We start from the raw sequence: 23,378 nt of genomic DNA, 5'->3' as shown, positions 1-23,378 counted from the left end.
TCATCCAAGTCCCTGTCCATGGAATCCAACGCCCGCATCCGCGACACCTCCGCACAGGACCAGGTCCTGGCACGGCCTTCCGGGCTGCGCCGGCTGCCGAAGGCCTGGCTGCTCGGCGGCGGCGCGGCGCTGGTCGTGCTCGCGCTGGCGGCCTGGGTGGTCGCGGGCTGGGCCTCGGGCTCGAGTTCGTTCGACGCCTCGCGCGTGCGCATCGCCCAGGTCACCCGCGGCGACCTGGTTCGCGACCTCTCCGCCGACGGCCGCGTCATCACCGCCAACAGCCCGACGCTGTACGCGATCGCCGGCGGCACGGTGGCGCTGAAGGTGGTCGCCGGCGACGTGGTCGAGCAGGGCCAGGAGCTGGCGGTGATCGACAGCCCGGAGCTGCGCAGCAAGCTGGTGCAGGAGGAATCCACGCTGGCCAGCCTGCAGGGCGAGGCCAACCGCGCGATGCTCGACGCCCAGCTCACGCGCTCGGACGCGCAGAAGCTGCTCGACCAGGCGCAGATCGAGCACACCGCCGCGCAGCGCGACGTCGAGCGCTACCAGCGCGCCTTCGACGGCGGCGCGGTCTCGAAGAACGAATACGACCGCGCGCTCGACGGCCTGAAGAAGGCCGACATCGGCCTCGCCGCGGCGCGCAAGGACTTCTCGCTGCAGGGCCGGGGCGCCGGCATCGACGCGCGCAACAAGCGCCTGCTCGCCGACCGCCAGCAGGCGGTGGTGGACGAACTGCAGCGCCAGGTCGAGGCGCTGACGCTGCGCGCGCCGTTCGACGGCCAGGTCGGCCAGGTGCAGATCGCGCAGGGCACCAACGTCGCGATCAACGCGCCGATCCTGAGCGTGGTCGACCTGAGCGTGTTCGAGGTCGAAATCCGGGTGCCGGAAAGCTTCGCCCGCGATCTCGCCATCGGCGTGCCCGGCCAGATCAGCAGCGGCGGCAACCGCTACGCCGCGAAGGTGTCGGCGGTGTCGCCGGAAGTCGTCAACGGCGAGGTCACCGCGCGGCTGCGCTTCGACGACGGCCAGCAGCCGCCGGGCCTGCGCCAGAACCAGCGCCTGTCCGCGCGCATCGTGCTCGATACGCGCGAGAACGTGCTGATGGTCGAGCGCGGCCCGTTCCTGGAGCAGGACGGCGGCCGCTTCGCCTACGTCGTCGACGGCAGCAGCGCCGTACGGCGGCCGATCCAGGCCGGGGCCAGCAGCCTCAACGCCGTGGAAATCGTGTCGGGCCTGCAGGAAGGCGAGCGCATCGTCGTCTCCGGCACCGACCAGTTCGCCAACGCGGACCGCGTCCGCATCTCGGGACAATGACATGAACGCCTTCGCCCACTTCCCCTCCCGCCTGCACTGGACCGCGCAGCAGCTGGCCGACGCCGTGCCGCTGCGCCTGCACGAGCTGTTCGCCTTCGACGCCGCGCGCGACGAGGGCTGCCGCGCCGCCGCCAACGGCGGACGGCGGCGCGCGCGCAGCGACGGCGGCTATGTCGCGCGCTCGGCCCTGCCGTCGCGTTTCGGCATCGGCTGAGGCCGGCCACGCTTTTCCATCCCGGTTCCGCACTGCCCCGCCCGGCTCTCTCTCCGGACGGGACTGGCCGCAGGACCGGGGTGGCTCCTCCCTCCATTGCGCCATCGCGCCGAAGGAAAGCCACCATGCTCGACATGCGCCAGGTCACCAAGGTCTACCGCACCGAACTCGTCGAAACCCACGCCCTGCGCTCGCTGGACCTGCACGTGGCCGACGGCGAGTTCGTCGCCGTCACCGGTCCGTCGGGTTCGGGCAAGACCACCTTCCTCAACATCGCGGGATTGCTGGAAACCTTCACCGGCGGCGAGTACCACCTCGACGGCGTCGACGTGAAGGGGCTCAGCGACAATGCGCGCTCGCGCCTGCGCAACGAGAAGATCGGTTTCATCTTCCAGAGCTTCAACCTGATCCCCGACCTGAACCTGTTCGACAATTGCGACGTACCGCTGCGCTACCGCGGCATGCCGGGCAACGAGCGCAGGATGCGGATCGAGGAAGCGCTGTCGCAGGTCGGCCTGGGCTCGCGCATGAAGCACTATCCGGCCGAGCTCTCCGGCGGCCAGCAGCAGCGCGCTGCCATCGCGCGCGCGCTCGCGGGAAGCCCGCGCCTGCTGCTCGCCGACGAACCCACCGGCAACCTCGACTCGCAGATGGCGCGCAGCGTGATGGAGCTGCTGGAGGACATCAACAGCCGTGGCACGACCATCGTGATGGTGACCCACGACCCGGAGCTGGCCGCGCGCGCGCAGCGCAACGTGCACATCGTCGACGGCATGGCCACCGACCTGTCGGTCGAGCCGAGCCTGGCGCGCGCCGCCAGGACCACCGATCCAGCCACGGTCTCCGCGTAGGTCGGGGCTACGCCCCGACACCCGGAACTCCGCCCCGCCTCCCGCCTCCATCGCCACCCTCATCGTCGGGCACGCAGGCCCGACCCACAGGACACCGCCATGTTCGGCTACTACCTCAACCTCGCCCTGCGCAGCTTCCGGCGCAACCGGGTGCTCACCGCGCTGATGGTGCTGGCGATCGCGCTCGGCATCGGCGCCTGCATGACCACGCTGACGGTGTTCACCGTGCTGTCCGGCGATCCGATCCCGGGCAAGAGCAAGCAGTTGTTCTACGTGCAGCTCGACCCCGAAACCATGCAGGGCTACGTCGCCGGCGAGGAACCGAACGACCAGTCGACCCGCTTCGACGCCGAAGCCCTGCTGCGCGAGAAGCGCGGCGACCGCCAGGCGATGATGACCGGCGGCGGGCTGTCGGTCACGCCCGAGCAGTCGGGCATGGCGCCGTTCACCACCGACGCGCGCTATACCAGCGCCGATTTCTTCCCGATGTTCGAGGTGCCGTTCCTGTTCGGCAACGGCTGGTCCGCGAAGGAGGACGAGGCCCATGCGCGCATCGCGGTGATCTCCAGGGCGCTCAACGAACGCCTGTTCGGCGGCGGCAACAGCGTCGGCAAGCAGGTGCGGTTCGACCAGGCCGACTTCACCATCGTCGGCGTGGTCGACGAGTGGCGCCCGACGCCCCGCTTCTACGACATGTACAGCGACCGCTACGGCGAACTGGAAGACGTGTTCCTGCCGTTCTCCACCTCGCGCGACCTCGACATGGGCCGCAACGGCAGCATGAACTGCTGGGGCGACAGCCGCGGCGACTCCACCAGCGTCAGCGCCCCCTGCGCATGGATCCAGTACTGGGTGCAGCTCGACAGCGCGGAGAAGGTGGCCGGCTACCGCAACTACCTGGCCAACTATTCCGAGCAGCAGCGCGCGTCCGGCCGCTTCGAGCGCCCCACCAACGTGCGCCTGCGCAACGTGATGGAGTGGCTGGATTTCAACCGCGTGGTCCCCAACGACGTGGTGATGCAGCTGTGGCTGGGCTTCGGCTTCCTGCTGGTGTGCCTGCTCAACACCGTGGGCCTGCTGCTGGCCAAGTTCCTGCGCCGCAGCAGCGAGATCGGCGTGCGCCGCGCGCTGGGCGCCTCGCGCATGGAGATCTTCAAGCAGTGCCTGGTCGAGGCCGGCACGATCGGCCTGGCCGGCGGCGTCCTCGGCCTGGGACTGTCGCTGCTCGGCCTGTGGGCGGTGCGGCAGCAGCCGTCGAGCTACGCCGAACTCGCGCACCTCAACCTCGGCATGCTGTTGACCACGTTCGCGCTGGCAGTCGTCGCGAGCCTGTTCGCCGGCCTGCTGCCGGCGTGGCGCGCGATGCAGGTGACGCCGGCGCTGCAGCTCAAATCCCAGTGACCAAGGAAGGTTGTTCCCTCAAGTGAGGGAACAACCCCAGAGAACCTGTCATTTCGACCGCAGGGAGAAATCTTCCCTCCCCTGCACCGGAGACGAGATTTCTCCCTGCGGTCGAAATGACAAAAGAAGAAGCCCCCGGAGACCACCATGGAATTCCGCCCCATCCTGTCCACGCTGCTGCGCCACAAGACCGCCGCGACCCTGATCGTGCTGGAGATCGCGCTGACCTGCGCGATCATCTGCAACGCCCTGTTCATGATCGGCGAGCGGATCACCCAGGTGCGCGAGGTCAGCGGCCTGGCCGAGAACGAACTGGTCCGCGTGCAGCTCACCGGCATCGGCAGCGACGACAACGCCGAGGCGCAGACCAAGGCCGACCTCGCCACGCTGCGCGGCCTGCCGGGCGTCACCGCCGCCACCGCGATGAACCAGGTGCCGTTCGTGAACTCGTCCTGGAACAGCGGCGTGCGGCTGGCCCAGGAGCAGCCGCGGTCGACGCTCAACGCCAGCGTCTACATGGCCGAGGACCAGTTCGTCGAGACCCTCGGGCTGAAGCTGGTCGCCGGGCGCGACTTCCTGCCCGACGAATACCTGGAGTTCGCCGCCGTCGACAGCGGCGCCGCGGACAATATCGGCGCGACGATCATCACGCGCAAGATGGCCGAGCAGCTGTTCCCCGGCGAGGACGCCGTGGGCAAAACGTTCTACAGCTGGGGCGATGCGCCGATCCGCGTCGTCGGCGTGGTCGAGCACCTCGTGCGCCCGAGCATGCAGGGCGGCCCCGCCGCGCGCGAGTACACGATGGTGTTCCCGATCCGCCCGCACTACAGCGTCGGCGGCAACTACGTGATCCGCACCGATCCGGCGCGCCGCGACGAGGTGCTGAAGGCCTCCGTGGCCGCGCTGCGCGCCAATGCGCCCAACCGCATCATCCTCGAAGACAACACCAAGACCTTCGAGCAGCTGCGCAACGAGTTCTACCAGGCCCCGCGGGCGATGGCCTGGCTGCTGGGCATCGTCTGCATCAGCCTGCTGTTCATCACCGCGCTGGGCATCGTCGGCCTGGCCAGCTTCTGGGTGCAGCAGCGCACCAAGCAGATCGGCGTGCGCCGCGCGCTGGGCGCGACCAAGGGCCAGATCCTGCGCTACTTCCAGACCGAGAACTTCCTGCTCGCGACCATCGGCATCGTGCTGGGCATGCTGCTGGCCTTCGGCATCAACCAGGTGCTGATGGGCAAGTACGAACTGCCGCGGCTGCCGCTGTACTACCTGCCGATCGGCGCGGTCGCGCTGTGGCTGCTCGGGCAGGTCGCCGTGTTCGGCCCCGCCCGCCGCGCCGCGGCGGTGCCGCCGGCGATCGCGACGCGGAGCGTGTAGGGGGTCAGGGATTGGAGTCTAGGGGTTAGACTGGGGCTGGATCGCCTGGATGGGTGGACATGGAACGTCGGAAGGCAGTCGTCCTCAGCCATGAGGACCTGGAAGTGTGGCGACTGTCCATGTCGATCGCCGAATCGGTGTACGCCGCTTCGGTGGCCTTTCCGCCCGGTGAACGCTTCGGCTTGACCGCGCAGGTTCGCCGGGCAGCGGTGTCCGTTCCATCCAACATCGCGGAGGGACACGCTCGTGCCAGCACCCGTGATTTCCTGCGCTTCCTGTCGATGAGCATGGGCTCCATCGCCGAACTGAAGACGCAGCTCACACTCGCGCAACGACTCGGCTTCCTCCCCGCCGACGCCACGTCGAAGCTCATGCCACAGCTGGACGAAGCCGGCCGCATGCTCCGCGGTCTCATGAAATCCCTGAACTCCAGGCTTCCCCAACCCCCAACCCCCAACCCCCAGCCCCTAGCCCCTCCACATGCCCACCGTCCTCGTCATCGACGACAACCCCTCCGTCGCCACCGCGCTCGACCTGCTGTTCTCGCTGCACGACATCCACGTCCTGCGCGCGGAAACGCCGGAGGCCGGGCTGGAAGTGCTGCAGCGCGGCGGCGTCGACCTCGTTATCCAGGACATGAACTTCCGCGCCGACACCACCTCCGGCGACGAGGGCGTGGCCCTGTTCCGCGAGATCCGCGCGCAGCATCCGGACATGCCGGTGATCCTGCTGACGGCGTGGACGCGGCTGGAATCGGCGGTGGACCTGGTCAAGGCGGGTGCGGCGGACTACGTCGGCAAGCCCTGGGACGACCACAAGCTGCTGGCCACGGTGAACAACCTGCTCGAACTGTCCGAGACCCGGCGCGAGCTGGCCGCGCGCAGCGGCGAGGAGCGCCGCCGACGGGGTGCGCTCGCGCAGCAGCACGACCTGCGCGGCCTGGTCTACGACGACGTCGCCAGCGAAACCGTGCTGGCGCTGGCGCTGCAGGTGGCGCGCTCGGAGCTGCCGGTGCTGGTCACCGGCCCCAACGGCGCCGGCAAGGAAAAATACGCCGAGATCATCCACTACAACTCGGCGGCGCGCGCCGGTCCGTTCATCGCGGTGAACTGCGGCGCACTGCCGAACGAGCTGATCGAGGCCGAGCTGTTCGGCGCCGAACCCGGCGCCTACACCGGCGCGGGCAACAAGGCGCGCGCCGGCAAGTTCGAGGCGGCCGACGGCGGCACGCTGTTCCTCGACGAGATCGGCACGCTGCCGCCCGCGGGGCAGGTGAAGCTGCTGCGCGTGCTCGAGACCGGCCGCTTCCAGCGCCTGGGCGGCCACGCCGAGCGCAGCGTCAAGGTGCGCGTGGTCAGCGCGACCAACGCCGACCTGCCGGCGATGATCGCCGGCGGGCAGTTCCGCGAGGACCTGTTCTACCGGCTCAACGGCATCGAGCTGCGCCTGCCGCCGCTGGCCAGGCGGCCGCGCGACATCCTGCCGCTGGCGCGCCATTTCCTGCCCCCCGGCAAGCGGTTCGGCGAGGGCGCGGAGCGCGCGCTGCTGCGCCATGCCTGGCCGGGCAACGTGCGCGAGCTGCGCAACGCGGTGCAGCGCGCGGCGCTGCTGTCGGGCGAGCGCATCGACGCCGAGGCGCTGGGCCTGCAGGCGCTCGCGTCGGCCTCGCCCGCGCATCCCGGCGACGAGCCCGACCGCGCCGCGATCGAGGCCGCCCTGCAGCGCAGCGGCGGCGTGCTCGCGCAGGCGGCGGCCGAGCTCGGCCTGTCGCGCCAGGCGCTGTACCGGCGCCTCGACCGCTACGGCATCCCGCGCGGCTGATGCGCATCCTCCGCGTCCTGCCGCTGGCGATCCGGATGGTCGCGCTGGTCCTGCTGGGCGTGTTCGCGACCGCCGCGCTCACCGCGCTGCTGGCGCGCTGGCTGCCGCCGTGGCAGGCCGCCGCGATCGCGGCGCTCGTCGCCGGCACGGCCATGGGGCTCGTCGTCTGGCGCACGTTCGTGCCGCTGCGCGCGCTGTTCCGCGCGCTCGCCGGCACCGTGGCCGGCTACCGCGACGGCGATTTCAGCTTCGGCATCACCTGGGACCGCTACGGCGACCTGATCGAGCTGGTCGACGCCCACAACGAACTCGGCCAGACCCTGCGCGACCAGCGCCTGTCGCTGGTGCAGCGCGAACTGCTGCTCGACACCATGGTGCAGAACACGCCGGTGGCGATGCTGCTGCTCGATCCCTCGCGGCGCGTGGTGCTCGGCAACCTCGCCGCGCGCAGGATGCTGGGCGACGGGCGACGGCTCGAAGGACACTCCCTCGACGACCTGCTGCAGGCCGCGCCGCCCGCGGTGGGCGAAGCCTTCGCGCGCGGCGGCGATGGCATGTTCACCGTCGGCGACGAGGACCGCGAGGACATCTACCACCTCGCGCGGCGCATGTTCCGGCTCAACGGCCGCCTGCACGAACTGGTGCTGCTGCGGCAGATGACCGCCGAACTGCGGCGGCAGGAAGTGCAGACCTGGAAGAAAGTGATCCGCGTGATCAGCCACGAGCTCAACAACTCGCTGGCACCGATCGCCTCGCTCGCGCACTCGGGCGCCGAGCTGTTGCGCCGCGGCCAGCACGAAAAGCTGCCGATCGCGCTGTCCACGATCGAGGAACGCGCGCGCCACCTCGAAGGCTTCCTGCGCGACTACGCGCGCTTCGCCAAGCTGCCGGCGCCGCGCAACGAACCGACGCGCCTGCCGCCGTTCGTCGAGAAGCTGCGCAACCAGGTGGACTTCGCCGTCGACGGCACGATCCCCGACGAGATCGTGCGCTTCGATCCCGGCCAGCTGGAGCAGGCGCTGCTGAACCTGCTCAAGAACGCGCACGAGTCCGGCACCGCCGCGGACACGGTGTCGCTCGCCGTGCGCCGGATCGCCGACGGCTGGCGCATCGACGTACTCGACCGCGGCAGCGGCATGAACGAGGCGGTACTGGCGAACGCGCTGCTGCCCTTCTATTCGACCAAGCGCAGCGGCACCGGCCTCGGCCTGGCGCTGGCGCGCGAGATCGCCGAAGCGCACGGCGGCCGCATCGCCCTGCTCAACCGCGACGGCGGCGGGCTGTGCGTGTCGATCGTGCTGCCCGCGCAGGGCGGCCCCTGATCTGTTGCCCGCAGGAGCGCCGACAGGCGCGGTCCTGCGCTTGCCCCATCATGCGATTGCGCCTGAAGCGCCTGCAAGCGGACGCCCTCCCCCGCGTGCGGGGGAAGGAGCAGACAGTTGTTCCTACGACTTCTTTTGCGGGCGCTGCCAACCCTCGATCGTCACCTGCCTCGCGCGCGCGACGGTCAGCTCGCCTCCGGGCGCATCGTGGCTGATCACCGAGCCGGCGCCGATCGTCGCGCCGGCGCCGATCGCAACCGGTGCCACGAGCGCGCTGTTGGAGCCGATGAAGGCGCCGTCGCCGATCGTGGTGGTCGACTTGTTGGCGCCGTCGTAGTTGCAGGTGATGGTGCCGGCGCCGATGTTGGCCTTGGCGCCGACCACCGCGTCGCCGAGGTAGCTCAGGTGGTTGGCCTTGCTGCCGACGCCGAGCGTCGCGTTCTTGGTCTCGACGAAGTTGCCCACGTGCACGCCGTCGGCGAGCACGGTGCCCGGGCGCAGGCGCGCGAACGGGCCGATGGTAACCGCGCCTTCCGCACGCGCACCCTCGAGGTCGCAGTGCGCGCGCACCCGGGTACCGGCGCCGAGCACCACGTCCCTGAGCCGCGTGAACGGCCCGATGCGGACGCCGTCGCCGAGTTCGACCCGGCCCTCGAACACCACGTCCACGTCGATCTCGACGTCGCGGCCGGCGACCACCTCTCCGCGGATGTCGATGCGCGCCGGATCGGCGACGCGCGCGCCCTGCAGGCACAGCGCGCGCACCGCGCGCAGCTGGAACGCGCGCTCGAGCTGGGCCAGCTGCCAGGGATCGTTGGCGCCTTCGGTCTCGCGCGGGTCGTCGACCTTGACGATCTCCGCGGCGGTGAAATCCGCCGAGGCCATGCCGGCGACGTCGGTCAGGTAGTACTCGCCCTGCGCGTTGTCGTTCGACAGCCGCGACAGCCAGTCCTTCAGCGCGGTCGAGTCGGCGACGATGACGCCGGTGTTGACCAGCCGCAGCGCGCGCTGCTCGTCGCTGGCATCCTTCTCCTCGACCACGGCGGCCACGCGTCCCTCGGCGTCGCGCAGGATGCGGCCGTAGCCGGTGGGGTTGTCGAGTTCCGCGGCCAGCAGCGCGAGCCGGCCTTCGGCCGCCAGCAGCCGGCGCAGCGTGTGCGCGGTGAACAGCGGCGCGTCGCCGTACATCACCAGCACGCGCGCGTCGTCGGGCACGCCGGGCATCGCCTGCTGCACGGCGTGGCCGGTGCCGAGCTGGCGCGCCTGCTCGGCCCAGGTCAGCTCCGGCTGGTCGGCGAAGGCCGCGCGCACCTGGTCGCCGCCGTGGCCGTAGACCACGTGGATGCCGGCCGGCTGCAGTTGGCGCGCGGTGTCGATCACGTGCGCCAGCATCGGCCGGCCGGCGATCTTCTGCAGTACCTTGGGCAGGTCCGATTTCATGCGCTTGCCCTCGCCGGCGGCGAGGATGACGACGTGCAGGGGCGTACTCATGGGATTTCCGCTGGATCGAAGGCTGGGATTCTAAGAGCATCTAACAGAATGTCATCCCGAGCGCAGCGAGGGATCTCGCTTTTCTGGCTCCGGAGACAAGGTCCCTCGCTGCGCTCGGGATGACAGAATTCATTTTGCTGGATGCTCCAAGGGCTTCGCCGGGATGATGATCGCTTCGGCGGGTACCCCACCCCGCCGCCGATGTTCCATTCACCCCGAACCCATTAGGCTTGCGGTCCATGACCGCTCCCGCACCCCTGCCGAATCCCAGCCACGGGTGCGCCCCATGAGCCTGCGCCGCCAGGGCAGCCATTACCTCGCCATCGGCGGCCTGCAGTGGCTGGTCGACTGGGGCGTGACCGTCTGGCTCTCGCACATGGGCATGCTGATCGAGCCGGCCAACGTCAGCGGCCGCGTCAGCGGCGCGCTGCTGGGCTACTGGCTCAACGGCAAGTTCACCTTCGCCGGCGAGGGCTCGGCGATGGGCCGCGTGCAGTTCCAGCGCTTCGCGCTGATGTGGCTGTGCACGACCGCGGCCAGCACCCTCGCCATGGGTGCGATCGACGACGTGCTCGGGTTGAAGTGGGCGTGGCTGGCGAAGCCCGTGCTCGAGATCGCCCTCGGGCTCGTCGGCTTCGTGCTGTCGCGGCACTGGATCTACAAGCGCTGACGCACCGGTCCGGTACGCGCAGGCGAATCATCGCGCGATCGTTTCGGCCGCGCCCTGCCGACGCAGCAGCGGGAGCACGCGCGCCAGCGGCAGCGCCTGCACCGTGCCGCGATGGCCCGAGGTCGTCTCCGCGCGGAACAGCGAGTTGACGATCGCCTCCTCGGTCGCCTCGGCGACCGCATCGAACAGCGGCGTCATCGCGTCGTTGGCCAGGACCTGCTGTGCATGGCGATCCGATCCCGGCGTCCTGCGCACCTCGCGCGCGGTCGAGAACGCGATCACGTAATCGCCCGAGCCATTGCTCATCGATGAGCCGGTGCGTCCCACGCCCAGCAGCGCGCGCGTCGCCAGCCGCCGCAGCAGGCGGTCGTCCAGCGGCGCGTCGGTGGCGACCACGATCATGATGCTGCCGTCGCCGGTGGCGGGCGGCGCATCGCCGGCATTCCGCGCGGAGGTCCTGTCCGGGCGCACCCCGTCGAGGGCGACGCCGTCGATGGTCAGCCGCCCGCCGTAGTTGCTCTGCACCAGCACGCCGACCGTATGCCCGCCCCGCGCCGGATCGAGCCGTCGCGAGCTGGTGCCGATGCCGCCCTTCCAGCCGAACGCGACCGTGCCGGTGCCCGCACCGATCGCGCCCTCGTCGACGTTGTCGGCGGAGGCCGTGTCCAGCGCCCGGCGCACGTGTTCCGGCCGCAGCGGACGCGCGCGGATGTCGTTGAGGAAGCCGTCGTTGGTCTCGCCCACGACCGGGTTGAGCGAGCGCACCTGCTCCATCCCCGGCAACGCCAGCTGCCGTTCGACCAGCGCGTCGGCCGCGCGCCAGACGCCGAGCGTGCCGGTCAGCAGGATCGGCGTTTCCAGTTCGCCCAGCTCCTCGACCTGGGTGACGCCGAGCAGCTTGCCGTAGCCGTTGCCGACCACGATCGCCGCGGGGACGCGTTCGCGGTAGAGGTCGCCGGGATGCGGCACGATCGCGGTGACGCCGGTGCGGATGGCGTCGCCTTCGACCACGGTGGCATGCCCAACCGCGACGCCCGACACGTCGACGATCGCGTTGCGCGGGCCGGGGGGCAGCGTGCCGATGATGACGCCGGCCTCGCGTGCGCGAGGGCGCTCGGCCGTGTCAGCCTGCGGTTCCGCCGCACCCGCGGCACTGGCGATCATCGCCGCCAGCAGCCAACCGCTTCGCCAGTTCGCCATTGCGCGCTCCCGGGAGTTGTGTCGCGCCATTGTGTCGCAATCGCCACCGCCGTACTGCGCGAGCGGCAATCCACGCTCCGATCTTCCGTCATCCCCGCGAAGGCGGGGACCCAGCGTCTTTGCATCTACGGCGACAAAAGACACTGGGTTCCCGCCTTCGCGGGAATGACGGAGATCGAGGCCGGCGGGAAAGCGCGGCAAAACGCAAAACGCCGGCACGAGGCCGGCGTTTCGGAGCGACGCAGAGTGCGCGTCTCAGTGCTTGAGGTTCTTGCGCAGCCGCTCCAGCGCCGACAGCTGGGCCATGACCTCGGCCAGCTTCTGCTGCGCCTCGGCAACTTCCATCGCCTCGCCGCGGCCGGCCAGCACGCGCTCGGCCTCTTCCTTGGCCGCACGCACCTTGGCCTCGTCGATGTCGTCGGCGCGGATCGCGGTGTCGGCCAGGATCGTCACCAGCTGCGGCTGCACCTCGAGGATGCCGCCGCCGATGGCGAAGTCGAGCTGGCTGCCGTCGGCCTGGGTCACCACGACCTTGCCGGGCTTGAGCCGCGTGATCAGCGGCGCGTGGCGCGGCGCGATGCCGAGCTCGCCCATCTCGCCGGTGGCCACGACCAAGGTCGCTTCACCCTGGAAGATCTCGGCTTCGGCGCTGACGATGTCGCAACGGATGGTGGATGCCATGTCTTCGCTTCCCGAACCGGCTTACGCCGCGAGCTTCTTGGCCTTCTCGACCGCCTCGTCGATGCCGCCGACCATGTAGAACGCCTGCTCCGGCAGGTGGTCGTACTCGCCGTCGACGATGCCCTTGAAGCCGCGGATCGTCTCCTTCAGCGACACGTACTTGCCCGGCGAGCCGGTGAACACCTGCGCCACCGTGAACGGCTGCGAGAAGAAGCGCTCGATCTTGCGCGCGCGGGCCACGGCCAGCTTGTCTTCTTCCGACAGCTCGTCCATGCCCAGGATCGCGATGATGTCCTTGAGCTCCTTGTACTTCTGCAGCGTCGCCTGCACCCGGCGCGCGGTGTCGTAGTGCTCGTGGCCGATGACGTTCGGGTCGAGCTGGCGCGAGGTCGAGTCCAGCGGGTCCACCGCCGGGTAGATGCCCAGCGAGGCGATGTTGCGCGACAGCACGACGGTGGCGTCGAGGTGGGCAAAGGTGGTCGCCGGCGACGGGTCGGTCAGGTCATCCGCGGGGACGTACACGGCCTGGATCGAGGTGATCGAACCAGTCTTGGTCGAGGTGATGCGCTCCTGCAGCACGCCCATTTCCTCGGCCAACGTCGGCTGGTAGCCCACCGCCGACGGCATGCGGCCCAGCAGCGCCGAGACTTCGGTGCCGGCCAGGGTGTAGCGGTAGATGTTGTCGACGAACAGCAGCACGTCGCGGCCCTCGTCGCGGAAGTACTCGGCCATGGTCAGGCCGGTCAGCGCCACGCGCAGGCGGTTGCCCGGCGGCTCGTTCATCTGGCCGTAGACCATCGCCACCTTGGACTTGGCGTGCTCCTCGACGTTGACGACGCCCGACTCCTGCATCTCGTGGTAGAAGTCGTTGCCCTCGCGGGTGCGCTCGCCGACGCCGGCGAACACCGACAGGCCCGAGTGTTCGGTCGCGATGTTGTTGATCAGCTCCATCATGTTGACGGTCTTGCCGACGCCGGCGCCGCCGAACAGGCCGACCTTGCCGCCCTTGGCGAACGGGCACATCAGGTCGATGACCTTGATGCCGGTCTCCAGCAGCTCGGTGGTCGAGGACTGGTCCTCGTAGGACGGTGCGGCGCGGTGGATTTCCCACGTGGTGTCGGACTGCACCGGGCCGGCCTCGTCGATCGGCCTGCCGAGCACGTCCATGATGCGGCCCAGCGTGCCGGCGCCGACCGGCACCGAGATCGCGCGGCCGGTGTTGTCGGCCAGCAGGTTGCGCTTGAGGCCGTCGGTGGAGCCGAGCGCGATCGTGCGCACGACGCCGTCGCCGAGCTGCTGCTGCACCTCGAGCGTGATCTCCGTGTCCTGCACCTTCAGCGCGTCGTACACCTTCGGCACTTCGCTGCGCGGGAACTCCACGTCGACGACCGCGCCGATGATCTGAACGATCTTGCCCTGACTCATTTTCGTTTCCTCTGAACTCTCTAATGCTTTCGTAGGAGCGGCTTCAGCCGCGATCTGGTGCAGTCGCGGCTGAAGCCGCTCCTACATAGGATGTCAAACTGCCGCCGCGCCGCCGACGATCTCGGAAATTTCCTGGGTGATCGCCGCCTGGCGGGCCTTGTTGTAGACCAGGTTCAGCGTGTCGATCAGCTTGGTGGCGTTGTCGCTGGCGGACTTCATCGCGACCATGCGCGCGGCGTGCTCGGAGGCGACGTTCTCCATCACCGCCTGGTACACCAGCGATTCGACGTAGCGGGTGAGCACGTGCTCGAGCACGCTCTCGGCGTCGGGTTCGTAGATGTAGTCCCAGTCGTGCGCGGCGACCTCCGTGTCCGAGGCCGGCAGCGGCAGCAGTTGGTCGAACGCCGCGCGCTGGGTCATGGTGTTGACGAAGTCGTTGTAGACGAGGAAGACCCGGTCGGCCTCGCCCTGGTCGTACGCGTCGAGCATGACCTTGACCACGCCCACCAGCTGCTCGACCTGCGGCCGGTCGCCGAGGTGGGTGACGCTGGCGCGCATCTGCACCTTCAGGCGGCGGAAGAACACCGTCGCCTTCTGGCCGATGGTGACCACGTCGACCTCGACGCCCTGCTCCTGCCACTTGCGGATCTCACCGAGCAGCTTGCGGAACAGATTGTTGTTGAGGCCGCCGGCGAGACCGCGGTCGGACGAGACGATGATGTAGCCGACCCGCTTCACGTCCTTGCGCTCGACCAGGTACGGATGCTGGAACTCGGAATTCGCCTGCGCGAGATGCCCGATCAGCTGCTTCATCGCCCGTGCGTACGGGCGCGAGGCCTTCATCCGCTCCTGTGCCTTGCGGATCTTCGAGGCCGAGACCATCTCCAGCGCGCGCGTCACCTTGCGGGTGTTCTGCACGCTCTTGATCTTGGTCTTGATTTCCCTGCCGCCTGCCATCTAGCTCGCTCCGCTCGCGGTGATTCGTGATTGGTGATTCGAAAAACGAACCCCATCCCATCACTCACCTGCTGTTGCTGTTACGAATCACCAATCACGAATCACCAATCACACGGACTCAGAACGAGCCCGTCTTCTTGAACTCCTCGATGCCGTTCTTGTACGCGGCCTCGATCTCGTCGTTCCAGTTGCCGCTGGCGTTGATCTCGTCGATCAGCGCGCCCTGGGTGTTGGCGAAGTGGGCGTGCAGCGCTTCCTCGAACGCGAGGATCTTGCTGACCGGCACGTCGTCCATGTAGCCCTTGTCGACGGCGTAGATCGACAGCGCCTGGTAGGCGATCGACATCGGCTGGTACTGCTTCTGCTTCATCAGCTCGGTCACGCGCTGGCCGCGCTCGAGCTGCTTGCGGGTGGCTTCGTCCAGGTCCGAGGCGAACTGCGCGAACGCCGCCAGCTCGCGGTACTGCGCCAGCGCGATGCGGATGCCGCCCGAGAGCTTCTTGATGATCTTGGTCTGCGCCGCGCCGCCGACGCGCGACACCGAGATGCCGGCGTTCACGGCCGGGCGGATGCCGGCGTTGAACAGGTCGGTCTCGAGGAAGATCTGGCCGTCGGTGATCGAGATCACGTTGGTCGGCACGAACGCGGACACGTCGCCGGCCTGGGTCTCGATGATCGGCAGCGCGGTCAGCGAACCGGTCTTGCCCTTGACCTCGCCGTTGGTGAACTTCTCGACGTACTCCTCGGACACGCGCGCGGCGCGCTCGAGCAGGCGGCTGTGCAGGTAGAACACGTCGCCCGGATAGGCTTCGCGGCCAGGCGGGCGCTTGAGCAGCAGCGAGATCTGGCGGTAGGCCACGGCCTGCTTGGACAGGTCGTCGTACACGATCAGCGCGTCTTCGCCGCGGTCCATGAAGTACTCGCCCATGGTGCAGCCGGAGTAGGCGCTGATGTACTGCATCGCGGCCGACTCGGACGCGGTCGCGGCCACCACGATGGTGTGCGCCAGCGCGCCGTTCTCCTCGAGCTTGCGCACGATGTTGGCCACGGTCGAGGCCTTCTGGCCGATCGCGACGTACACGCACTTGATGCCGGTGCCCTTCTGGTTGATCACCGCGTCGATCGCCATCGCGGTCTTGCCGGTCTGGCGGTCGCCGATGACCAGCTCGCGCTGGCCGCGGCCGATCGGGATCATCGCGTCGACCGACTTGTAGCCGGTCTGCACCGGCTGGTCGACCGACTTGCGCCAGATCACGCCCGGCGCCACGCGCTCGACCGGCGCCGACAGCCTGGCCTCGATCGGACCCTTGCCGTCGATCGGCTCGCCCAGCGCGTTGACCACGCGGCCGAGCAGTTCCGGACCGATCGGCACCGAGAGGATCTGGCCGGTGGTCTTGGCGGTATCGCCCTCGCGCAGGTGCTCGTAGTCGCCGAGCACCACCGCGCCGACCGAGTCGCGCTCGAGGTTCAGCGCCAGCGCGTAGGTGGCGGTACCGCCGGGAGCGGGCGGCAGCTCGATCATTTCGCCCTGCATCGCGTCGGCGAGGCCGTAGATGCGCACGATGCCGTCGGACACCGAGGTGACGGTGCCTTCGTTGCGTGCCTCGGCGGCCAGCTTGACCTTCTCGATGCGGTTCTTGATCAGCTCGCTGATTTCGGACGGGTTGAGCGTGGTGGTTGCCATTGCTTCGTTTCCTGGTCGCATGCCGTGGTGTGCGGCATTCGGATTTCTGTTGTTTTTCGTGATTGGTGATTCGTGATCGGTGATTGGGAAGAGCGGCTCAGTGCCTGCTTTTTCGAATCACGAATGACCAATCACGAATCACGGCTTCATCCCGCCAGCGCCGACTGCAGCCGCGCCAGCTTCCCGCGCAGCGAGCCGTCGATGACCACGTCGCCGGCCGCGATCACCGCGCCGCCGATCAGGGCCTCGTCGACCGCCGCCTCGACCTCGACCTCGCGGCCGAAGCGCTTGCGCAGCGCGGCCTTGATGGTGTCGAGCTCGCCGGCCGGCAGCGCGGCGGCCGAAGTCACCTTCGCCTTGACGACGCGTTCGGCGTCCGCGCGCAGTTCCTCGTACAGGCCCGCGATCTCCGGCAGCAGCGCCAGCCGACGGTTGTCGGCCAGCAGCGCGAGGAAATCGCGGAACCCGGTCGAGGCGCCGTCGGGCGAGAGCAGCTCGACCGCCTGTTCGCGGGCCAGCGCCGGATGGCCGAGCAGCGTCGCCGCCTGCGGATCGACCGCCACGCGCGCGGCGAAGCCGAGCGCGTCGGACCACGGCGCGAACGCGCCGGCATCCTTCGCGATCGCGAACGCGGCGCGGGCGTAGGGACGGGCGAGGGTGAGGGCCTGGCTCATCGGGTCAGGCCGCCTTGCCCGCCAGCTCGGACGCCAGCTCGTCGAGCAGCGCCTTGTGGGCGTTGGCGTCGATCTCGCGGCGCAGCAGCTTCTCGGCGCCGGCCACCGCCAGCGACGACACCTGCCTGCGCAGGTCCTCGCGGGCGCGGTTGGCGGACGCCGCGATCTCGGCCTCGACCAGCGCCTTCTGGCGATCGCCTTCGGCAATCGCCTCGGCCTTGGCGGCGTCGACGATCTGGTTCGCGCGCTGATGCGCCTGCTCGATGATCTCGTTGGCCTTGGCGCGGGCCGCCTTCAGCTCGTCGGCGACCTTCTCCTCGGCCTGCGCCAGGTTCTTCTGCGCGTTGTCGGCGGCGGCGAGGCCTTCGGCGATCTTGCGCTGGCGTTCCTCGATGGCCGCCATGATGTGCGGCCAGCCGTACTTCATCACCAGCCAGGCGACCGCGAAGAACGCGAGGCCCTGGATGATGAAAGTCAGGTTGATATCCATGACGTGCTCCGTGCGCCGACGCACGATGCGCCGGCGCTAGCCAAGACCGGTGATCAGCCCGCGATCGCGGACAGGAACGGGTTGGCGAAGATCAGCAGCAGCGCGATGGCGACGCCGATGATCGGCACGGCGTCGAGCAGGCCGGCGACGATGAACATCTTGGTCTGCAGCATCGGGGTCAGTTCCGGCTGGCGGGCCGAACCCTCGATGAACTTGCCGCCGAGGATGGCGAAGCCGATGGCGGTGCCGAGCGCGCCGAGGCCGATCAGCAGGCCGGCCGCGATCACCGTGAACTTGGCGATTTCGGCGTAGAGGGCGATGTTTTCCATGGTGGTCTCTCCGTACAGCGTCAGGTGTTGGGATAAGGGATGGGAGGGTGGAAACGGGGCGCGGCGGTCAGTGGCTCTCGGCCGCCATGCTGAGGTAGACGATGGTCAGCATCATGAAGATGAAGGCCTGCAGCGTGATCACGAGGACGTGGAACGCGGTCCACACGAAGCCGGAAATGAACTGCAGCGGCGCCAGCACCCAGGTCAGGCCGCTGCCGAAGGCCGCGTTCCAGGTCATCAGCGCGATCAGGATGAAGATCAGCTCGCCGGCGTACATGTTGCCGAACAGTCGCAGGGTGAGCGAAAGCGGACGCACCAGCTCCTCGATCACGCGCAGCAGCAGGTTGGCCGGCGCGAGCAGGATCTTCATCACCAGGCTCTCGGCGTGGAACGGCGCGGTGAACGCCTCGCCGATGAACTTGCCCGGGCCCTTGTGCGACACGCCGAAGACCTGGATCAGCAGGAACACCATCAGCGACAGGCCGAGGGTCACGTTGAGGTCGGCGGTGGGCACCACGCGCAGGTAGGCGTGGTGCGGGTCGTGGCCGGCCAGCTCGTTGGCCTTCATCCACGCGCCCGGGATCCAGTCCACGGGAATCATGTCCATGAAGTTCATCAGGAACACGACGCAGAAGATGGTGATGGCCAGCGGCGCGATCAGCTTGCTGCGGCCGTGGAAGGTCTCGCGCACGAGGCCGTCGACGAAGCCGACGACCATCTCGACGAAGGTCTGGAACTTGCCCGGCACGCCGGCGGTGGCCTTGCGCGCGGTGCGCAGGAAGAAGAACAGGAACACGGCGCAGGCCAGCAGCGAGAACAGCACGCTGTCGACGTTGATCTTCATGAAGCTGCCTTCGCCGACCTGCCACTGCAGGTGCTGCAGGTGGTGCTGGATGTAGGCGGTGCTATCGCCGGAGGCGGCTTCGGTACCGGTGCTGTCAGCGCTCACGATCGACCCTTGGATGTCCTGTTTCCACACGCAGATTCAATGCCGCCAGGTAGGCCAGCAGTCCCGCCGCCAGCCCCGCCAGCATCGGCAGCCCCGGCAACCGCCAGACTCCCACGCCGACCACGAAGACCATCCCCGCGACCAGCCACTTCAGCGCCGTCCCCAGCAGCAGCCTGGCGAAGGCCACGCGCGCCGGGACGATTCCGCCGAGCGCCATCCCGGCCGCCAGCGCATTGCCGGCGACCATCGCCAGCCCGCCGACCAGTGCCGCCAGCGCGGCGGCCCCTCCCCGGGGAAGGAACGCCAGTGCCACCAGCCCGACGACGACCGCCTGGACGACCACCGCGCGCAGGACTGCGCGCCGGCTCGTGGCGATGGGATCGTGCACGCGCCCAACCTCGGCAGTCTGCGGGGGTGGGCCATTCAGAAAACGGCCCGACGAAGCAGCGGAAGTATAGCAGTGGGGGTTTTTCGGCGGCAACCTTGTGCATCGCACAATTTCCGGTTCCGGGGCCCGGCGGCGGTCCGCGGCGCCATTCCGGGGAACCTTTCGCGACCGGGCCGGTCAGTCCTTGCGAGTTCGCCGTTCTTCCTCGTCGATCCACGGCGGATTCCCCCATGAAGCCCCGGCCCGCGCCGGGGCTTCATGCCGTTGGCGGAACGGTTGCCGGTTTGCTGGCGGGGGCGGGCGCTGCGCTTCCGGCGCCCTCCCCCGCGCAGCGGGGGAGGGTTGGGGTGGGGGCCAACCGCGGCGGCGAACCTACTTCTTCTTCGGAAGGTAGAGGTCGGTGATGGTGCCGTCGTAGACCTCGGCCGCCATCGCGACGGATTCGCTCAGCGTCGGGTGCGGATGGATGGTGTGGCCGATGTCCTCGACCTCGCAGCCCATCTCGATCGCCAGCGCGGCCTCGGCGATCAGCTCGCCCGCGTGCACGCCGACGATGCCGGCGCCGATGATCCGGTGCGTGGCCTCGTCGAATACCAGCTTGGTGAAGCCTTCGGTGCGCGACAGGCCGATGGCGCGGCCCGACGCCGCCCATGGGAACTTGCCGACGCCGACCTTCAGGCCCTTGGCCTTCGCCTCGGTCTCGGTGACGCCGACCCAGGCGATCTCCGGGTCGGTGTAGGCCACCGACGGGATCACCCGCGCCACCCACTCCTTCTTCTCGCCGGCGGCGACTTCCGCCGCGAGCTTGCCCTCGTGCGTGGCCTTGTGCGCCAGCATCGGCTGGCCGATGACGTCGCCGATGGCGAAGATGTGCGGGACGTTGGTGCGCATCTGCGCGTCGACGTCGATGAAGCCGCGCGCGCCCACGCGCACGCCGGCCTTCTCCGCGTCGATCTTCCTGCCGTTCGGCGAACGACCCACGGCGACCAGCACGCGATCGTAGACCTTGCCCTCGGGGATGTTCTCGCCGTCGAACGTGACGTCGACGCCCTTCTTGCCGGCCTTGGCTTCCACCACCTTGGTCTTGAGGTGGGTGGACACGCCCTGCTTCTTCAGGCGGTCGGCCAGCGGCTTGACCAGGTCCTTGTCGGCGCCCGGCATCAGCTGGTCGGCGAGTTCGACCACGGTGACTTCGCTGCCGAGGCCGCGGTACACCGTCGCCATCTCCAGGCCGATGATGCCGCCGCCGACGACGAGCAGCTTTTTCGGCACGTCGGCGAGGTCGAGCGCATCGGTCGAATCCATGATCCGCGGGTCGTCCCACGGGAAACCCGGCAGCTTCAGCGCCTGGCTGCCCGCGGCGATGATGCACTGCTCGAAGCGCAGCAGCTGGGTCTTGCCGTCGTCGCCCGCGACTTCCAGCTCGTTCGCCGAGACGAACCTGCCGGTGCCCTGCACGACGCGCACCTTGCGCTGCTTCGCCATGCCCGCCAGGCCCTTGGTGAGCTGGCCGACGACCTTCTCCTTGTAGCCACGCAGGGTGTCGATGTTGATCTTCGGCTTGCCGAAGTCGACGCCGTACTCGCTGGCGTGGCCGGCCTGCTCGATCACGTCGGCCGCGTGCAGCAGCGCCTTCGACGGGATGCAGCCGACGTTGAGGCAGACGCCGCCGAGGCTGGGATAGCGCTCGACCAGCACGGTGTCGAGGCCGAGGTCGGCGGCGCGGAAGGCAGCGGTGTAGCCGCCGGGGCCGGCGCCGAGCACGACGATGCGGCATTCGACGTCGGCCTTGCGCCCGCTGGCGGCCGCAGCCTGCGGCGCGGGCTCGACCGGCTCGACCGGCGCGCGGTGCGAGGTGGCCACCGGCGGCTTGCTGCCCGGCGCGACCTTGTCGGGCGTGCGCGCATAGGCGGGCGCGCCGCCTTCGGCCTCGATGATCGCGACCACCGCGCCTTCCGACAGCGTGTCACCGACCTTGACCTTCACTTCCTTCACCACGCCGGCGACCGACGAGGGCACTTCCATCGTCGCCTTGTCCGATTCCAGCGTGACCAGGCCCTGGTCCTGCTTCACCGTGTCGCCGACCGACACCAGCACCTCGATCACCGGCACGTCGCTGTAGCCGCCGATGTCGGGCACCTTCGCTTCGACCGTGCCGCCGGAGGTCGCTTGGCTCCCTCCCCCGCTCGCGGGGGGTGAAGAGGCGCGCTCATGGACCACCGGTCCATGCGCCTCTGAACGCCCGTCGGCTGTGCCGACGGGCTGGGCGGGTTGGGGTGGGGGCGACGCCGCGGAAGCCTTGCCGCCACCCGACGCGCTGCGCGCGTCGACCTCCCCCGCAGGCGGGGGAGGTGCAACAGCAGCGCCTTCGGCTTCGAGGATCAACACCACGCCGCCTTCCGACAGCGTATCGCCGACCTTGACCTTCAGCTCTTTGACCACGCCGGCATGCGAGGACGGCACTTCCATCGTCGCCTTGTCCGACTCCAGCGTGACCAGCCCCTGGTCCTTCGCGACCGTGTCGCCGACCGCGACCAGCACCTCGATCACCGGCACGTCGTCGTAGCCGCCGATGTCGGGGACCTTCACTTCAATGGTGTTCGCCATCGTCCGTTCCCCTGCGTCAGAGCAGCACGCGGCGCATGTCCGCGAGCAGCTGGGCGAGGTAGGCGGTGAAACGCGCGGCGGCGGCGCCGTCGATCACGCGGTGGTCGTAGCTCAGCGACAGCGGCAGGACGAGCCGCGGCACGAACTGCTTGCCGTCCCAGACCGGCTTCATCGACGACTTCGACACGCCCAGGATCGCCACTTCCGGCGCGTTGACGATCGGCGTGAACGCGGTGCCGCCGATGCCGCCGAGCGAGCTGATCGAGAAGCAGCCGCCGGACATCTCGGCCGGGCCGAGCTTGCCGTCGCGCGCCTTTTTCGCCAGTTCGCCGGTTTCGCGCGCGATCTCGATCACGCCCTTCCTGTCGACGTCGCGGATCACGGGGACGACCAGGCCGTTGGGCGTGTCTGCGGCGAAGCCGATGTGGAAATACTTCTTCAGCGTCAGCGTCTCGCCGCTGGCGTCGAGCGAGGCGTTGAAGTCGGGGTACTTCTTCAGCGCGTTGGCGCTGGCCTTGATCAGGAAGGCGAGCATGGTCAGCTTGATGCCCGCCTTCTCGTTCTCCTTGTTGAGCTGCACGCGCAGCGCTTCGAGGTCGGTGATGTCGGCGTCGTCGTGCTGGGTGACGTGCGGGATCATCGCCCAGTTGCGCGCGAGGTTGGCGCCGGAGATCTTCTTGATCCGCGACAGCGGCTTTTCCTCGACCTCGCCGAACTTGCTGAAGTCGACCTTGGGCCACGGCAGGAGGCTGAGGCCCGCGCCGCCGCCGCCGGCCACCGCGGCCGGCGCCGCATTCGCGCCCGAGAGCACGCCCTTGACGTACTTCTGCACGTCTTCCCTGGTGATCCGCCCGCCCTTCTCGCTGCCGGTGACCTGCGACAGGTCCACGCCCAGCTCGCGCGCGAACAGGCGCACCGCGGGACTGGCGTAGGGCACCTTGCCCGGGATCAACGCGTCGGCCTCGAAGCGCACCGGCGGCTGGCCCTGCGCGGGCGCCTTGCCGGCCTGCGCGTCGATCGACGCCTGCGCCAGCCTGTCCGGCGCCGCCGCAACCGCCACCGGCTCGACGACCGGATCGGGCTCCTTCGGCTTCGCGGGCGCGGGCGCCGGTGCGGGCGCGGCCTTCGCGGCCTCCTTCGGCGCTTCCGCCGCGGCATCGGCGGTCTCGATGATCGCCACCACGCCGCCCTCCGACAGCGTGTCGCCGACCTTGACCTTCAGCTCCTTCACCACGCCGGCGACCGACGAGGGCACTTCCATCGTCGCCTTGTCCGACTCCAGCGTGACCAGGCCCTGGTCGACCGCGACCGTATCGCCGACCGCGACCAGCACCTCGATGACGGGGACATCGTCGTAGCCGCCGATATCGGGGACTCGTGCTTCCTTCAGGTCGGCCATGCGGCGCTCCGCGGTACAGGGAGGGAGAACGCCTATTGTGGCCGCATGCGCCGGTCCCGCCAACCGGCAGGAAGGTCCGTTGCCCGAGCGCGGGCCGCTCGGCGCCCGCCCCGCCATGCAAGGGCGGGAGGCGG

General features: G+C 69.3%; 21 protein-coding genes and 1 pseudogene. 9 read left to right on the top strand and 13 right to left on the bottom strand.

Annotation, left to right across the window (positions count from 1 at the left end; translation table 11 throughout):
* Positions 1–18: 18 nt before the first annotated feature.
* The 8 genes and pseudogenes from FQY83_RS06035 (at position 19) to FQY83_RS06000 (ending at position 8,300) form a co-directional block, all read left to right on the top strand.
* Positions 19–1,314 (top strand): efflux RND transporter periplasmic adaptor subunit, encoded by a 1,296-nt coding sequence (locus FQY83_RS06035; protein ID WP_146386054.1) that lies wholly within the window; start codon positions 19–21, stop codon positions 1,312–1,314.
* Between the two features lies 1 nt (position 1,315).
* Positions 1,316–1,528 carry a hypothetical protein gene (locus FQY83_RS06030; RefSeq protein ID WP_146386052.1) on the top strand — a complete coding sequence of 71 codons (213 nt, stop codon included), beginning with the start codon at positions 1,316–1,318 and terminating at the stop codon, positions 1,526–1,528.
* A 125-nt stretch (positions 1,529–1,653) separates the two neighbouring features.
* Positions 1,654–2,379 carry an ABC transporter ATP-binding protein gene (locus tag FQY83_RS06025; protein WP_146386051.1) on the top strand — a complete coding sequence of 242 codons (726 nt, stop codon included), beginning with the start codon at positions 1,654–1,656 and terminating at the stop codon, positions 2,377–2,379.
* 99 nt (positions 2,380–2,478) lie between these two features.
* A complete protein-coding gene (locus FQY83_RS06020; protein ID WP_146386049.1) occupies positions 2,479–3,780 on the top strand; it encodes an ABC transporter permease in 1,302 nt (433 codons plus the stop codon).
* Positions 3,781–3,927: 147 nt separating this feature from the next.
* Entirely contained in the window at positions 3,928–5,157 is a 1,230-nt protein-coding gene (locus tag FQY83_RS06015; RefSeq protein ID WP_146386047.1) for an ABC transporter permease, read from the top strand.
* A 59-nt stretch (positions 5,158–5,216) separates the two neighbouring features.
* A pseudogene (locus tag FQY83_RS06010) lies at positions 5,217–5,570 on the top strand (four helix bundle protein); the annotation flags it as partial.
* A gap of 67 nt (positions 5,571–5,637) precedes the next feature.
* A complete protein-coding gene (locus tag FQY83_RS06005) occupies positions 5,638–6,978 on the top strand; it encodes a sigma-54-dependent transcriptional regulator (protein WP_146386045.1) in 1,341 nt (446 codons plus the stop codon).
* The gene (locus FQY83_RS06000) at positions 6,978–8,300 is read left to right on the top strand and encodes a sensor histidine kinase (protein WP_146386364.1); all 1,323 of its coding nucleotides are present in this window, start codon (positions 6,978–6,980) and stop codon (positions 8,298–8,300) included. Before FQY83_RS06005 ends, FQY83_RS06000 begins: the two co-directional genes overlap by 1 nt.
* A 123-nt stretch (positions 8,301–8,423) precedes the next feature.
* On the opposite strand, the gene glmU is transcribed toward FQY83_RS06000, so the two are convergent.
* Positions 8,424–9,791: a bifunctional UDP-N-acetylglucosamine diphosphorylase/glucosamine-1-phosphate N-acetyltransferase GlmU gene (gene glmU, locus FQY83_RS05995; RefSeq protein WP_146386042.1), complete on the bottom strand. Its 1,368-nt coding sequence runs from the start codon at positions 9,789–9,791 to the stop codon at positions 8,424–8,426.
* 286 nt (positions 9,792–10,077) lie between these two features.
* On the opposite strand from glmU, the gene FQY83_RS05990 reads away from it, so the two are divergent.
* Positions 10,078–10,461: a GtrA family protein gene (locus FQY83_RS05990; RefSeq protein ID WP_146386040.1), complete on the top strand. Its 384-nt coding sequence runs from the start codon at positions 10,078–10,080 to the stop codon at positions 10,459–10,461.
* Between the two features lie 27 nt (positions 10,462–10,488).
* On the opposite strand, the gene FQY83_RS05985 is transcribed toward FQY83_RS05990, so the two are convergent.
* The 12 genes from FQY83_RS05985 to aceF form a co-directional block, all read right to left on the bottom strand.
* On the bottom strand, positions 10,489–11,661 hold the full coding sequence (locus tag FQY83_RS05985; RefSeq protein WP_202878162.1) for a DmpA family aminopeptidase: 1,173 nt from the start codon (positions 11,659–11,661) through the stop codon (positions 10,489–10,491).
* A 255-nt stretch (positions 11,662–11,916) separates the two neighbouring features.
* On the bottom strand, positions 11,917–12,342 hold the full coding sequence (locus FQY83_RS05975; protein ID WP_146386036.1) for a F0F1 ATP synthase subunit epsilon: 426 nt from the start codon (positions 12,340–12,342) through the stop codon (positions 11,917–11,919).
* 21 nt (positions 12,343–12,363) lie between these two features.
* Positions 12,364–13,767 (bottom strand): F0F1 ATP synthase subunit beta, encoded by a 1,404-nt coding sequence (atpD, locus tag FQY83_RS05970; protein ID WP_146386034.1) that lies wholly within the window; start codon positions 13,765–13,767, stop codon positions 12,364–12,366.
* Positions 13,768–13,860: 93 nt separating this feature from the next.
* Positions 13,861–14,724 carry a F0F1 ATP synthase subunit gamma gene (atpG, locus tag FQY83_RS05965; protein WP_146386031.1) on the bottom strand — a complete coding sequence of 288 codons (864 nt, stop codon included), beginning with the start codon at positions 14,722–14,724 and terminating at the stop codon, positions 13,861–13,863.
* 118 nt (positions 14,725–14,842) lie between these two features.
* Positions 14,843–16,408: a F0F1 ATP synthase subunit alpha gene (atpA, locus tag FQY83_RS05960; RefSeq protein ID WP_146386029.1), complete on the bottom strand. Its 1,566-nt coding sequence runs from the start codon at positions 16,406–16,408 to the stop codon at positions 14,843–14,845.
* 146 nt (positions 16,409–16,554) lie between these two features.
* Positions 16,555–17,082, bottom strand: a complete 528-nt coding sequence (locus tag FQY83_RS05955) for a F0F1 ATP synthase subunit delta (RefSeq protein WP_146386027.1) — start codon at positions 17,080–17,082, stop codon at positions 16,555–16,557.
* A gap of 4 nt (positions 17,083–17,086) precedes the next feature.
* Complete coding sequence (locus tag FQY83_RS05950; protein WP_146386025.1) at positions 17,087–17,572, bottom strand: F0F1 ATP synthase subunit B; 486 nt, start codon at positions 17,570–17,572, stop codon at positions 17,087–17,089.
* A 53-nt stretch (positions 17,573–17,625) separates the two neighbouring features.
* Complete coding sequence (gene atpE / locus FQY83_RS05945; RefSeq protein WP_146386023.1) at positions 17,626–17,901, bottom strand: F0F1 ATP synthase subunit C; 276 nt, start codon at positions 17,899–17,901, stop codon at positions 17,626–17,628.
* A gap of 67 nt (positions 17,902–17,968) precedes the next feature.
* A complete protein-coding gene (atpB, locus tag FQY83_RS05940; protein ID WP_425478607.1) occupies positions 17,969–18,853 on the bottom strand; it encodes a F0F1 ATP synthase subunit A in 885 nt (294 codons plus the stop codon).
* Positions 18,840–19,238 carry a hypothetical protein gene (locus FQY83_RS05935; RefSeq protein WP_146386019.1) on the bottom strand — a complete coding sequence of 133 codons (399 nt, stop codon included), beginning with the start codon at positions 19,236–19,238 and terminating at the stop codon, positions 18,840–18,842. The genes atpB and FQY83_RS05935 overlap by 14 nt, the downstream gene beginning before the upstream one ends.
* Positions 19,239–19,610: 372 nt before the next feature.
* Entirely contained in the window at positions 19,611–21,845 is a 2,235-nt protein-coding gene (gene lpdA / locus FQY83_RS05930) for a dihydrolipoyl dehydrogenase (RefSeq protein WP_146386017.1), read from the bottom strand.
* A gap of 16 nt (positions 21,846–21,861) precedes the next feature.
* Positions 21,862–23,244, bottom strand: a complete 1,383-nt coding sequence (gene aceF / locus FQY83_RS05925; protein ID WP_238333420.1) for a dihydrolipoyllysine-residue acetyltransferase — start codon at positions 23,242–23,244, stop codon at positions 21,862–21,864.
* Positions 23,245–23,378 lie beyond the last annotated feature (134 nt).

The organism is Luteimonas marina, assembly GCF_007859325.1.
In the GTDB taxonomy this organism is placed as follows: Bacteria; Pseudomonadota; Gammaproteobacteria; order Xanthomonadales; family Xanthomonadaceae; genus Luteimonas; species Luteimonas marina.
The sequence above is the reverse complement of the archived record's forward strand: the minus strand, read 5'-3'. Positions and strand labels throughout refer to the sequence as shown.